Annotated in this window: 11 protein-coding genes; 4 read left to right on the top strand and 7 right to left on the bottom strand. The window is 65.5% G+C overall.

The window, feature by feature from the left end:
* The first annotated feature begins 257 nt into the window (after positions 1-257).
* Positions 258-1,169, top strand: coding sequence for a DMT family transporter (locus K289_RS0122805; protein ID WP_027553656.1), 912 nt, complete (start codon positions 258-260; stop codon positions 1,167-1,169).
* A gap of 109 nt (positions 1,170-1,278) precedes the next feature.
* On the top strand, positions 1,279-2,514 hold the full coding sequence (locus K289_RS0122800) for an ABC transporter substrate-binding protein (protein WP_027553655.1): 1,236 nt from the start codon (positions 1,279-1,281) through the stop codon (positions 2,512-2,514).
* Here the strand turns inward: K289_RS0122800 and K289_RS0122795 are convergent, their stop codons facing one another.
* The 5 genes from K289_RS0122795 to K289_RS51685 are packed head-to-tail and all read right to left on the bottom strand — an operon-like array spanning position 2,515 to position 8,036.
* Positions 2,515-3,795 (bottom strand): O-antigen ligase, encoded by a 1,281-nt coding sequence (locus tag K289_RS0122795; protein WP_027553654.1) that lies wholly within the window; start codon positions 3,793-3,795, stop codon positions 2,515-2,517.
* Positions 3,796-3,805: 10 nt separating this feature from the next.
* Positions 3,806-5,185, bottom strand: coding sequence for a glycosyltransferase family 1 protein (locus K289_RS0122790; protein WP_027553653.1), 1,380 nt, complete (start codon positions 5,183-5,185; stop codon positions 3,806-3,808).
* The gene (locus K289_RS0122785) at positions 5,182-5,922 is read right to left on the bottom strand and encodes an ABC transporter ATP-binding protein (protein ID WP_027553652.1); all 741 of its coding nucleotides are present in this window, start codon (positions 5,920-5,922) and stop codon (positions 5,182-5,184) included. Before K289_RS0122785 ends, K289_RS0122790 begins: the two co-directional genes overlap by 4 nt.
* A gap of 6 nt (positions 5,923-5,928) precedes the next feature.
* Positions 5,929-7,860: a glycosyltransferase gene (locus K289_RS0122780; protein ID WP_027553651.1), complete on the bottom strand. Its 1,932-nt coding sequence runs from the start codon at positions 7,858-7,860 to the stop codon at positions 5,929-5,931.
* 8 nt (positions 7,861-7,868) lie between these two features.
* On the bottom strand, positions 7,869-8,036 hold the full coding sequence (locus K289_RS51685; protein WP_198024750.1) for a hypothetical protein: 168 nt from the start codon (positions 8,034-8,036) through the stop codon (positions 7,869-7,871).
* A 126-nt stretch (positions 8,037-8,162) separates the two neighbouring features.
* On the opposite strand from K289_RS51685, the gene K289_RS0122770 reads away from it, so the two are divergent.
* Together K289_RS0122770 and K289_RS0122765 are read left to right on the top strand one after the other, a co-directional pair.
* Positions 8,163-9,029: a DUF6502 family protein gene (locus K289_RS0122770; RefSeq protein WP_027553650.1), complete on the top strand. Its 867-nt coding sequence runs from the start codon at positions 8,163-8,165 to the stop codon at positions 9,027-9,029.
* Positions 9,026-10,231 (top strand): DUF5666 domain-containing protein, encoded by a 1,206-nt coding sequence (locus tag K289_RS0122765; protein ID WP_027553649.1) that lies wholly within the window; start codon positions 9,026-9,028, stop codon positions 10,229-10,231. Before K289_RS0122770 ends, K289_RS0122765 begins: the two co-directional genes overlap by 4 nt.
* Positions 10,232-10,280: 49 nt before the next feature.
* Here the strand turns inward: K289_RS0122765 and K289_RS0122760 are convergent, their stop codons facing one another.
* Entirely contained in the window at positions 10,281-11,648 is a 1,368-nt protein-coding gene (locus K289_RS0122760; RefSeq protein ID WP_027553648.1) for a M23 family metallopeptidase, read from the bottom strand.
* A 108-nt stretch (positions 11,649-11,756) separates the two neighbouring features.
* The gene (locus tag K289_RS0122755) at positions 11,757-12,449 is read right to left on the bottom strand and encodes a peroxiredoxin (protein ID WP_084788686.1); all 693 of its coding nucleotides are present in this window, start codon (positions 12,447-12,449) and stop codon (positions 11,757-11,759) included.
* Between the last annotated feature and the right edge of the window lie 45 nt (positions 12,450-12,494).

The raw sequence follows: 12,494 nt of genomic DNA, 5'->3' as shown, positions 1-12,494 counted from the left end.
CACACTTGATGGATCCAGTAGATTGGCGGATTGCTAGCGAGGCCTCGACTTCGTCGCGCCACTTCTTGTTCTATTTTCGCGACGAGACGTTTGAATGTATTGCGGCCGATTGCACTTTCGAGCGTGTTCCAGAGAACGCGCTGACCCATCGCTTGGGCGCCGGCTGAGGGAAGCCGCGATCCGTCTGGTCGGAAATCGGGTGGCAAAGTCCGTTGCGCTGGATTAGGCGGCAGGTCCGGCCACCTCTGTGAGACGCCATGCCCGCCAAAGACAACCGGATCGACGCTCGAGATTGGTCGCTGCTTTGCGTGCTCTCGATTCTCTGGGGCGGCTCGTTCTTTTTTAATGGCGCGGGCTTGCGGGAATTGCCGCCTTTGGCGCTGGTGTTTCTGCGCGTCGCGCTCGGCGCGGCCATTCTGCTGCCGTTGTTGCGCATGCAGGGGATCAGCCTTCCCAAGGGCAGAGCAGGCTGGAAACCGTTCTTCGTGATCGGACTGTTCAACAACGTCGTGCCGTTTTCACTGATCGTGCTCGGCCAGACCTTCATCGCGAGCGGTCTCGCGTCGATCCTGAACGCCACCACGCCGCTGTTCACGGTGATGGTGATGGCGGCGGCGGGCGACGAGACATTGCAGATGCGGCGCGTGGCTGGCGTTGCGCTGGGGATCCTCGGCGTGATCATCCTGAGGGGATGGGGCGTCGAGGCGGGAGCGGGGCAGGGGATTGGCATTGCGCTCTGTCTCGGCGGCGCCTTCAGCTATGGCCTCGCAGCACTGGCGGCTCGGCGATTCTTGAAGGACTCGCCGCCACTCGGGACTGCAACGTTTCAACTGATGGCCTCGACGGCGATGATGGCGATCGTCGCCGGCGCGATCGAGCAGCCATGGCGTCTCCCAATGCCGGGTGTGACGACCTGGCTTGCAGTGCTTGGCCTTGCAGGTCTTTCGACCGCATTGGCGTACATCGTTTTCTTTCAGATCCTGCGCCGTTCGGGGGCGACCAATGTCATGCTGGTGACGCTGCTTATCCCGGTCACCGCTATTCTTCTGGGATGGCTGGCGCTCGGCGAGCCGATTTCGATGCGAGAGATCGCGGGCGCAATCGTCATCGGTAGCGCGCTGCTCGTGATCGATGGACGCGTCTTGAGGCTGTCGCAGCGCGTCGGTTAAGTTCCCGACACGCTGTTTCACGTCGCGGAAAATCGAGCCGCTTGCCAGCCTGACGCCTCCTTGCGACACTCCCTGCAAAACAAGACTACAAAACATAGGGGAGAGAACGATGCCGGGTCGTTGCGAAAGCCGTGCTGCCCTCGCCATGCTTGTTGCCGGAGTGTTGGCCACCACGCCAGCCTCGGCGCAGAAGAAATACGACCCCGGCGCCAGCGACACCGAAATCAAGATCGGCAACATCATGCCCTATAGCGGGCCGGCGTCCTCCTATGGCGTGATCGGCAAGACCGAGGCCGCGTTCTTTGGGATGATCAACGATCAGGGCGGAATCAACGGGCGCAAGATCAACTTCATCAGCTACGACGACGCCTATTCTCCGCCGAAGGCGATCGAGCAGGCGCGCAAGCTCGTCGAGAGCGACGAGGTGCTGCTGATCTTCCAGTCGCTCGGCACGCCCTCCAATTCCGCGATCATGAAGTACATGAACGCCAAGAAAGTGCCGCAGCTCTTCGTTGCATCCGGCGGCACCAAGTTCGGAGACCCGAAGAACTTCCCCTGGACCATGGGATTCCAGCCCAACTACCAGAGCGAGGGGCGGATCTACGCAAAGTACATTCGCGACAACTTCCCGAACGGCAAGATCGCGGTGTTCTGGCAGAACGACGATGCAGGCAAGGATCAGTTCAAGGGTCTGAAGGATGGGCTCGGCGACAAGGCCAACATGATCATCGCCGACAAGTCCTACGAGGTCAGCGATCCCTCGATCGACTCGCAGATCGTCGCCTTGCACGATTCCGGCGCCGACATCTTCTTCTCCTGGGCCGCACCGAAAGGCTCGGCGCAGGCGATCCGGAAGGTCGGCGAGCTCGGCTGGAAACCAAAGTTCTTCCTCGCCAACACCGCGACCTCAGTTGCCTCGGTGCTGAAGCCCGCCGGGCTCGAATATTCCAAGGACATCATCTCGACGGTCTATCTGAAAGACCCGACCGATCCGACCTGGGACAAGGATCCCGCCGTGGTGAAATGGCGGGAATTCATGGACAAGTACTATCCCGAGGGCGACAAGGCCAACGCCAACAACGTCTACGGCTATGTCCAGGCCGAGGCGATGGTGCAGGTCCTGAAGCAGTGCGGCGACAATCTCACCCGCGAGAACGTCATGAAGCAGGCCGCCAACCTGAAGAACTTTCACACCGATCTGATGCTGCCGGGCATCATGGTCAACACCTCGCCGGACGATTATTTCCCGATCGAGCAGATGCAGCTGATGCGCTTCAACGGGCAGGCCTGGGAGCTGTTCGGCGACGTCATCACCGGCGAGGTCGGGCACGAACGCAGCCAGTAGTCACGATGCGGCGTTGTTTCCGCGTTCGGCATTGGCGCGCAGCGCCATGCCGCCGGCAACGCCGATGCCGAGGACATACATCCAGCCCTCGTGGAAATCGAACAGATGCGAGTTCAGAAGCGAGCTCGCGATGTTCTGCACGACGATAACGAGGCCGATCCAAGCCGCAAGACCTTCGCCCGTGAACAGGCGAAGGTGGGCCAACCACATCGCGTAGAGCAGGGCGACGCCGATCAGGCCCCACTGCACGGCGACATTGAGGGTCTGGTTGTGGGGATTACTGACGATCTCTGCGCCGAGGCCGCTCGCGCCCACCGCGGCGCGCTCGAACTGCCGCTTGATCGAGCCCGTGCCGTGCCCGAAAAGCGGCGCCTCGATGAAGGCGAGGGTCGACTTGCGCCAATAGGTCAGGCGCTGCGCGGTCGAGGCGCGGCTGATGTCCTCATGGCCGTGCTGATACTCGACAGAAATGTCGGTGATGCGCTGGCGCAGATAAGGCGAGGCCGTCCAGGCCAGCGCGCTCGCGGCAACGGCGCCCGCGAGCAGGAACAGCGCCGCGCGGCGGCTGAGGTGGCGCCAGGCGAACAGAACCAGCAGGACCGCGATGCAGACCAGCGCCGTGCGCGCCGAGGCAACGAAGACCATGTTGGTGAGGAACAACAGGATTAGCGCAAGGCAGGTGAGCATTGCGGCGACCTGCCGCGCGCGCCAGAAGCCCAGCGCGGGCAGCGCGAGTGCAAAGGCGCAGAGGGTGAACTCCTGGCTCTGGTCAATGTAGTTCTTGACGGGAACGCCGGCCGACGCGGTCGCAGTGATCTTCCAGGCAGGATGGAGAAGCACGACCCAGGAGAAGATCGCGAGCAGCGCGCAGGAGGCGAGAAAGGCGAGAAAAACCCACGTGCCGCGCTCCGATCGCCTGAAGTGATAGAGCAGCGGCGGGATCAGCACGAGCTTGGCCACCGGCCTGATCGCATGCAGCCGGTCCGCCCATGCGCCATCCGACCAGAGCGTGCCGACGACGGCGAGTAGCAGGAACGCAAAGGGCAGCGCGAATGCCGGCCCGGCGAGACTGCGCGCGCAGTCGCGCCAGTCGATCGTCGGCGTCACCGCAAGCAGCCAGAGTCCGGTGAAGATCGCCGGCACCGTGGTCGACCAGGGCAGCGAAGCTGCGATCAGCGCCGCGAGGATGTCAGCAGTCCGGATCAGCGAGGTCCGGTCCAGCCATGCCTGCCATCGCCGTGCCGCGGCAGGGCCTGACCACGCCGGGGGTTCGGCGGTCATGACGGGTTGCCTATTGCGCAGCCATCAGGCTTTCCGCGGGCACGTATTGGCCGAGGAAGTCGCGGGCCTGGGTCTGGTAGCCGAAACGCTCCGCAAGCTCGCCGCGTCGTGCCTTGATCCTGCCGCGGCACTCTTCCTGTCGCGCCAGCACGCGGGTGACGGAGGCGGCGATCGAGTCGGTCGAGAACGGATCGAAATAATCGGCGAGCTCGCCCGCGACCTCGCGGAACACGGCGATATCGGAGCACAGCACCGGCGTGTTCGCGGCCAGCGCCTCGATGATCGGCACGCCAAATCCTTCCGCGAAGCTCGGCATGATCAGGCCGTGCGACTCGGCAATCAGGGCGGCCTTCTCGTGCTCGTCGACATAGCCGGCGAAGCGGATGTTGGGCGGGAGGTTGCGCATCCGGCTGATGTGGCCGGCAAGGCCGATCACCACGAGATCGGCCTGCGGCACGTTGCGGAAGGCACGAATGACAGTGGCGACGTTCTTGCGCGGCTCGTTCGAGACGATCACAACGAAGCTCGGCCGCCCCGGACGCCCCGACGGGGCTGGTCGGTGCAGGACATCCGGGGCGTCGAACCGGGTACGGGGATACACGACCCGCGCCGGTAGGTGCGCAAATTGCGGCAACAGTTCCCTGAACCGCATCATGCTGTAGTTTGAAACGAAGGCGAGCTCGTCGGCCTGACGCAGGCTGGTGAGGAGCCGCGACAGGAACAGCCGCGTTGCGACGTCGCTGAGCTTGAGGTCGGTCAGCGGCAACAGGTCGTGGACCACGCAGATCACCTTGGCACCTGGCCTGCGCTTGATCGCGACGCGGGTTGGCGTATCCACGACGATGACGTCATAGCCGCGCGCGTCGATCCGCGGCGGCGGCAGCAGAAAGAAGGCCGAGGAGTCCTGGTAGCTGTAGAACCCGGGCTCGAGCTGGAAGTCGCGGAACAGCTCGAGGTGGCGCAGATCCGGCGGGATGTATTCAAGCGCCGCGGTCCGGTTCTCGATCAGGCGCGAGCCGAGGCCGCGGACGCCGATCGCGCGCAGGAAGCAGATCGTGTACTCCCACGACACCGACATGGTGAGGCGGTGCCTGAACCAGTCGAGCGTGCGGCGCAGGCCGCCGCGCGTCACCGGCTCGCTCATGTTGACCTCGTCGAGGAAGCGGTAGAGGGCGAGCAGCTCGATGTTGCGCGACTGCGTCGGAAAGAGCCGCGTCCGCCGCTCGCGGCGGCGCAGCTTGCGATAGCGCCGCGTGGTCTCGACCAGCAGCGTGAGCTCATGGCCTTCGGCCGCGAGCGAACGCATCAGCTCACGCGTGAAGTGGAAGATGCCGCGCTTGTGGTTGGGCTCGCCGAGCGCTTCGGAGACGACAAGGATATTCTGCTTCATGCGCGTTTCTCGCGGAGCTCAATGGGGGGCGTGGATGCCGGCTCGACCACGGCGGTCGAGGCGATGCGGCCATGATCAAGGTTGATGATCCTGGTGCAGGTGCGACGCAGCAGCGGCTGGTCGTGCGAGGCGATGATCACGATCGCGGCCTGCGAGACCAGGTTGAGGAGCCGCCGCTGCGCCTTTTCGGCGAAATGCTCGTCGACCACGCTCAGCCATTCGTCGAGCAGGAGGATGTCGGCCGGGAAGGCCGTGGCGGTCGCAAACAGCACGCGCATCAGCATGCCCGAGGAGAACATCCGCAGCGGCAGGCGCTGCATGCGCTCCTCGAGCTCGGTGAAGGCCCAGATCTCGTCGATCACGGCGCGGCTCGGCTTGCGTCCGCTGATCCGCAGCAGGAGCGCGATGTTGTCCTCCGCCACGAAATCCAGATTGACGCCGGCGTTGAGGCCGAGCAGGGGCACGATGTTGCCCTTGATCGCGACGTTGCCGCTGCTCGGCGGATAGACGCCGGCGATGAGGCGCAGCAGCGTCGACTTGCCGGAGCCGTTGGGGCCGGCGAGGCCGATCCGGGCGCCGGCTGCCGCCTCGATCGAGACATTGTCGACGGCACGGATGATCCGCATCTCGCCTTGTTCGCGGATGAGGTGGCCGAGCAGCCGTCGCTTCAGCGAGTAGTCGTAGGCGCCGTAGAGCGGGTAGTCGAGACAGACATTGCGCAGACTGATCGAGACCATGTGTTGTCAGATCCAGAAAGCGGCTTTGCGCAGGTGCATGAGGGTCAGTGCGCTCGCGACGCTCAGGAGCGCCAGTGCGACCAGGACGTAGACGATGCTGATCGTATCGACGTGACTGCCCACGAGCGGCTCGCGCCAGACGGCGAACAGATGTGTCAGCGGATTGAGCCGCATCACCGTCGAGCGGTGGTTGATCATGTCGGACGACCAGATCACCGGTGACGACAGGAAGGCGAGCATCAACGAGGATTCGATGATCGGCTTGAGGTCGCGGTAGCGGGTCGCCATCGCACCGAGGACGAGACTGAGAGCGAAGGTACAGGCGACGAACAGGAGCAGGCCCGGCACCGCCTCGAGCGCACCGGAGGCATGGTGCTGCGGGGTGAGGATGAGCCAGAGGACAAGTGGAACGCAGGCGTTATGCAGCGCGAACAGCGCATTCCGGAACGTGCATTGCAGGAGGAAGATGACCGGGGGTAGCGCCCGGTCGCGGATCAGGCTCGCCGAACCCTGCAGGGCCGTGGTCGAGTCGAGCACGACGCTGTTGAGGAAGGTCCAGGCCGTCATCGACAGCGCGAGCATGGGCAGGCGCGCCAGCACGCCGGCATTCGACATCTGGCCGATCACCGAGCCCAGCACTGCGACCACGATCGCCATCTGGAGCGACATCCAGAACGGACCGAGCAGCGAGCGTACATAGCGATGGCGCATGTCGGACCAGGCCAGCGCCGCGGCGATCCGCACCGAGTCCAGCCAGCCGGGCGGATGCGGCTCCTCGGCCGCCGTCGCCACCTCTTCCTTGCGCGGCATGGCGACTGCGTCGCGGTAGACGGTCTCCATGCCCTCCTTGAAGGCCGTGGCGGAATAGCGGGTCACGGCCCGTGTCCGCGCCGACAGGCCCATGCGGCGGCGGCGCTCGGGATCGCGGATCAGCGTGTCGATGGCCTCGCCGAGCATCTCGGCGTCGCCGGGCAGCACCGTGATAGCCTCCATGCCATGGCGGGCGACGCGGGGCACTGCGGTGTCCAGTGCCGTGTTCACGACCGGACGTCCCGCCGCCATGGCCTCCAGCTGGACGAGACCGAAGGTCTCGGCATTGGTCACCGACGGCATCACGAAGACGTCGGCGAGGCACATCAGCTTGATGCGTTCGCAGTCGTTCACCGAGCCGAGCAGACGAACCCGATCACCGACGCCGAGCTCCCGGATCAGCTGCTCGAGCCGCGGCCGCTCGACGCCTTCGCCGATGATCCAGACCTCGAATTTGCGATTGACGGCGGCGCGGATCAGCACGTCGAACCCCTTGTAGGGAACGAGCCGGCCGCAGGCGAGCACCAGCCGGCCGCGATCGTTGACGTGATGCGGCTCGATCTTCGGCCAATCGTAGACCGTGGTGTCGATGCCGAACGGCACGACGTGGCACTTGTCTTCGAATTCCCGCAGCAGCGGCGTGTTGTCGACCAGCACGCGGTCGGACACGATGATCGCCTTCGCGTGCCGCAGCGTCCGGCGCATCAGGGGCTCGATGAGCCAGCGCAGGCCAGCATGGGTGACGATGTCGGCATGCCAGTGCACGACCAGCGGCCGCTTGCGGCCGAGCCCGAAGGCGAAGACGAGGTCGGCGAGCGGGAAGGGCGCGTGCAGCGCGAGCAGGTCATGGTCGGCAATCTTGCGCCATAGCCGCCAGGGGTAGGTGGGCGCGGCCGGAAGCGACAGCAAATTGCCGTACGAGTGCACGCGCTCGACCTCGACTTCGTTGATCACCTCGTGGCGCTTGGCCGATTGCGAGCAGGTCAGCACGGCGGAGGCGAAGCTGTCCTTCAGGCTGGCGCAAATGTCGCGGATCACCGTGAGCGTGCCGCCGAACAGGTCGGGATAGTAGATCTTGAAGATGTGCAGCACCGACGGGCGGCGCGCGGTTTCGCTGGTGTGGTTCATGACGGCGGTCAACCTGCAAGCAATGCGGCGACGAACGGCGCAGCCAGCGCCGAAATGAAAATCACGCCGCGCAGGAGCGCCGGCAGGATCGGCTCGAGCGCGTTGCCGCGGTTCCTGTCTGGAAACGGCAGTGCACGCAGTGAACTGGAATTGCGGACCATGCGGTCAGCAGCCATGGGTGATGTCCCTTTACGTCGCGCCCCTCAGTGCCGTCTCGTATATGTGGGAAAATTTACCACGTCAATCGGCGAGCCGAAAAAAGTGGGATTGTGTCCCACGGATTGCATCGCTACAATTCAGACATGAATGCCAAACCCGGGTCCAAGGCTTCGGCGCCACAGCCGAACGCCGCCGCGAAGCTGCACGCGCCGCTGGCGCGGCTGCTGCGCCCGCTCGTGCGGCTTTGCATTCGCAGCGGCATGACGTTCCCGGCGCTGGCGCAACTCCTGCGCGAGCTCTTCGTCAACGTCGCCGAGCACGATTTCGCGCTCGAAGGAAAGGAGCAGACCGACAGCCGCGTCAGCCTGCTCACGGGAATCCACCGCAAGGAGGTGGCGCGGCTGCGTGGCGCAGGCGCGCCGGTGCACGAGGCCCCGGCGGCGGTGTCGCTGACGAGCGCGGTGATCGCGCGCTGGCTCGCCGCACCCGAATTCACCGATGCAAAGGGCGAGCCGCTCGCGCTGCCGCGCACCGCCGAGGGGGAGGCGCCGTCATTCGAGCAGCTCGTTGCCTCCGTCACCAAGGACGTGCGTCCGCGCGCGGTGCTCGACGAATGGCTCGACCGCAAGCTCGTCACCATCAACGGCGACGACGAGATCGAGCTGGTCGAGGCGGCCTTCGTCCCGACGGGCGAGGACAACAGCAAGTGGCACTATCTCGGCCGCAATCTGCATGACCATATCGCGGCAGCCGCCCAAAACGTCTCGGGGCCGGCGCCGCGCTTCCTCGAGCGCGCCGTGCACTACAACAATATCTCGCCGAAGCTTGCGAGGCGCCTCGAGGCGCGCTCGCGCGAGCTTGCTATGGATGCGCTGAAGACCGCCAACCGCGAGGCGAATCGCGCGCTTGCCAAGGACAAGGGCGGCGACGCCCGTTGGAATTTCGGCATCTACATCTATAGCGAGGATGCCGACGACAATGGCGACGGAACTGAAGGCAGTTCGTCATGAGTCGGCCGCCGCTCATCTCCCGCCGCCTGCTGCTGACGGGATTCTGGCTCGTCGGAACAGCCATTGCCCGGGCGCAGGTCAAGCGCGGTACCGACCAGGGTATCGGCGGCACCGGAATCACGCGCGGCGACGATCACGGCATCGGCGGTACCGGCATCGTCGGCGTGATCCAGCGCTTCGGCAGCATTTACGTGAACGGCGAGCGCATCACCTATGCGAACGATGTGCCGGTCCGCATCGATGGCGATGCGGCCAGCATCAAGGCCTTGCGCATCGGCCAGCTCGCGCGCGTGGTCGCTACGCGGCAGGCCGACGGCACACTCGTCACCCGCAGCATCACCATTGCGAGCGAGGTCTCGGGCCCGATCGAACAGGTGAAGGGCAACGAGCTGACAGTGCTCGGTCAGAAGGTGCTGTCGAGCGGCAAGGAAAACTGGCGCCGCGCAGGCACCGAGGTCGCCGTGTTCGGCCTGCGTCGCACTGACGGCGTGATCGTCGCGAGCCTCGTCGAACAGCGCGGCAATGTCACGCCGCGCGTCACGGGTCTGGTCGAGCGCGGCGCGGACGGCTTGCACATCGGCGGGCTGAAGCTGAGCGGGGTCGATCCATTGCTCGTCGGCCAGCGCGTGCAGATCGAAGGCAGCGCGAACCAGGGCGTGATGCAGGCCTCGCGCACCCGGATCGACGACTTCTCCGACCTCGTCGGCGCGAGCCGGCTCTCGATCGAGGCCTATGTGCAGCGCGCGGGCTCGAACCTGCAGCTCGGCTCCGGGTTCGTAGCCCATGACGGATCGCGCTTCGGGCCGGCGGCAGGCGAAGCGCGCATGGTGGTCAACGGCGTGTTCGATCGCGCGCGCGGCCTGCAGGTCGATTCCACACAAGCCGTCGGCCAATTCCCGGGATCGTCGATGCCGTCACCCGGACGAAGCCCCAGCGGCCCCGGCCACTCGCCCGGCGGCTCGATCCTGCATCCCGGAAGCGGCACGCCCGGCCCAAGCCCGACCGGCGGTCAGCCTGCGCCCGGTGCGCCCGGGACCGGCCCGGCGCCTGGATCCGGCCCGGGTCCGTCGCCCTCGGGCCCCGGCGCTCCGTCGGGACCCGGCGGCATGGGATCGCCCGGCGGGCCGATGGGCCCTGGCGGCGGAATGGGCGGTGGTGGCTTCGGTGGCCCCGGTGGCGGGATGGGGGGCGGCCGGCGCTAAGGTCTGGTGCGAGAGACGGGCGCTTCGCCGAATTCGACGAGGTGCGGGTCTAGCCCGCGCTCAGGCGAACCCCGGCGCGCAGGAATTTCTGCGGATCGACCGCCTCGCCGTCGATGCGGGTTTCGTAGTGCAGATGCGGACCGGTCGAGCGTCCGGTCGATCCGACGAGTCCGACGACCTGACCGATCTTCACGATCTCGCCGACCTTCACATTGATCTCGGAGAGATGGCCGTAGCGGGTCGAAAGCCCGTTGCCGTGATCGACCTCGATCATGCGACCGTAACCGCCGGACCAGCCGGCCGAGACCACCTTGCCGTTGGCGGTGACGCGAACGGGATCGCCGGTCGCGGCGCGGAAGTCGAGCCCGGTGTGCATCGCGGGCCGGCCGAGGAAGGGATCACTGCGCACGCCGAAGCCGGAGGTGAATTCGACCTCGCCGATGACGGGCTTGCGATAGGGCACGAGGGCGAGCGTGCGGTTGAGCCGGTCCATCTCGGCGCGGGTGGTGTTGATGCGATAGAGCTGCTTCTCGAACGGGCCGGAGTTCGCCGTTAGTTTCACAGGTACAAAAGGCCCGCCCATTGCGGTGCGCGGCACGGCGGCTTCGAGACTGGCAAGGTTCAGGCCGAGATCGCTGACGACGCCGCGCAGTCGCCGCATGCGTGAATCCATGCCTTCCTCGACGGCGCTGAGCGCCGCTATCTGACGACGCTCGACCTGATCAAGCGAGGTCTGGAGCCGGACCAGGACATTGTCGAAACCCTGGTTCTTGGCGAATTGATTGGTCTGCGGTGCCGCGACGGCTGGCGCGCGCGACTCGAGCCGCGCTTCGCGGTCCGGCGGCGCCACGAAGATGACGGTGTCGCTGATCGGCGAGGGCTTTGGCGTGCCCTGCGTCGTGCCCTGGCTCGAATCGCCGCGTTGCGGAGCTGAGCGCGGAATCGATCCGGTAACGTCGGGCATGGCGCCGAGCGCCGTTGCCCGGGACTCCAGCGCCGTCTGGCGTTTCATGATCTGGTCGAGCTTCTGGTCGAACTGCTCCTGGTCGAGCAATTGCCGGCTGGTGGTGCGGTCGACCTTGGCGCGCAGCTCGGCGATCCGGTCTTCATAGGCGTATTGCATCTCGGCCTGGCGGGCGATCAGCCGGGTCAGGACGTCGTCGCGAAAGGCGAAATAGGTGGCGGTTGCTGCCGACCACAGTCCGAGCAGCACGACGGTGCCGACCACGATCCAGAACACCACGGGGCCGAAGCGAACCTGCTTGCCGGCGTGGACGATGGTGTAGGCGTCATCCGCTGCGGGGAGGGGAATCGCGGCTGCCGGCGCTGCTGCGGCGGGACGGCGATGGTAGGGCCGTCCGTGATCGTGAGGATGATGTTGGGGGGAGTGCGAGTGTTGGGCAGAACTTTTCGACATCGGCACTCCCGCGCCGGTCGGAACGGTTCCTTGCGGCCTAATTGCCGCAATCTGGGCCGGTCATGGTTAATTTTTCGGAAATGGGAACGCTCGAATTTAAAGGGCTGGTTAAAGACTGCTTGCCGCCGCGAGTACGTCGTCGGCGTGGCCGTCGACGCGAACGTTGCGCCAGACTTTGGCCACCTTGCCGTCCGCGCCGACCAGAACCGTGGTGCGAAGAATCCCCAGGAAGGCCCTGCCGTACATCGATTTTTCGCCCCAGGCGCCATACGCCTCCAGCATCTCATGGGTCTCATCCGAGACGAGGGGGATGCCGAGACTGTGCTTGTCTCGGAACCTCTCCTGGGCCTTGACCGGATCGGCGGAGATGCCCAGCACGGCCGTGCCTGCTTGCGCGAACGCGTCCGCAAGGCGCGTGAAGTCGATGGCCTCGCGGGTGCAGCCAGGAGTGTCTGCGCGAGGGTAGAAGAACAGGACGAGCTTCCGCCCGGCATAGTCCGACAGCGTCGCCACGCCGCCACCGTCACGGGGCAGGCGGAAGGCGGGCGCCTTCCGACCCTCGGTCAGAACGAGTTTGGCGGCGGTCGCAGGTTGGGATAGGGATTCACTAGATTTTAACCGTTTCGGTGCGGCCTTATGCGATGCTGCCTTTGCTGCCGTCTTGCTTGATTTGCTTGCCGGTGCCCGCCGCGTTTTCGCGGGCTTTGTTTGCGCCAATGCCCGCGCTTTCGCGGCCTTCTTTTTAGCGATCGGACTGCCGGAGGCGGTTTTGGACGATTTCTTTCGGGATTTCTTGGACATACGCCTTCCTTTCGACGCTTTCGGCGGGTCAACCAAAGCGGTATT

This window comes from Bradyrhizobium sp. Cp5.3 (assembly GCF_000426265.1).
GTDB lineage: Bacteria > Pseudomonadota > Alphaproteobacteria > Rhizobiales > Xanthobacteraceae > Bradyrhizobium > Bradyrhizobium neotropicale.
This window is presented reverse-complemented; position numbering and strand designations above follow the sequence as displayed.

Bases quoted from the DNA above. Each gene is read 5' to 3' on its own strand.
- K289_RS0122805 (WP_027553656.1), top strand. From the start codon at position 258: ATGCCCGCCAAAGACAACCGGATCGACGCTCGAGATTGGTCGCTGCTT.
- K289_RS0122800 (WP_027553655.1), top strand. From the start codon at position 1,279: ATGCCGGGTCGTTGCGAAAGCCGTGCTGCCCTCGCCATGCTTGTTGCC.
- K289_RS0122795 (WP_027553654.1), bottom strand. From the start codon at position 3,795: ATGACCGCCGAACCCCCGGCGTGGTCAGGCCCTGCCGCGGCACGGCGA.
- K289_RS0122790 (WP_027553653.1), bottom strand. From the start codon at position 5,185: ATGAAGCAGAATATCCTTGTCGTCTCCGAAGCGCTCGGCGAGCCCAAC.
- K289_RS0122785 (WP_027553652.1), bottom strand. From the start codon at position 5,922: ATGGTCTCGATCAGTCTGCGCAATGTCTGTCTCGACTACCCGCTCTAC.
- K289_RS0122780 (WP_027553651.1), bottom strand. From the start codon at position 7,860: ATGAACCACACCAGCGAAACCGCGCGCCGCCCGTCGGTGCTGCACATC.
- K289_RS51685 (WP_198024750.1), bottom strand. From the start codon at position 8,036: ATGGCTGCTGACCGCATGGTCCGCAATTCCAGTTCACTGCGTGCACTG.
- K289_RS0122770 (WP_027553650.1), top strand. From the start codon at position 8,163: ATGAATGCCAAACCCGGGTCCAAGGCTTCGGCGCCACAGCCGAACGCC.
- K289_RS0122765 (WP_027553649.1), top strand. From the start codon at position 9,026: ATGAGTCGGCCGCCGCTCATCTCCCGCCGCCTGCTGCTGACGGGATTC.
- K289_RS0122760 (WP_027553648.1), bottom strand. From the start codon at position 11,648: ATGTCGAAAAGTTCTGCCCAACACTCGCACTCCCCCCAACATCATCCT.
- K289_RS0122755 (WP_084788686.1), bottom strand. From the start codon at position 12,449: ATGTCCAAGAAATCCCGAAAGAAATCGTCCAAAACCGCCTCCGGCAGT.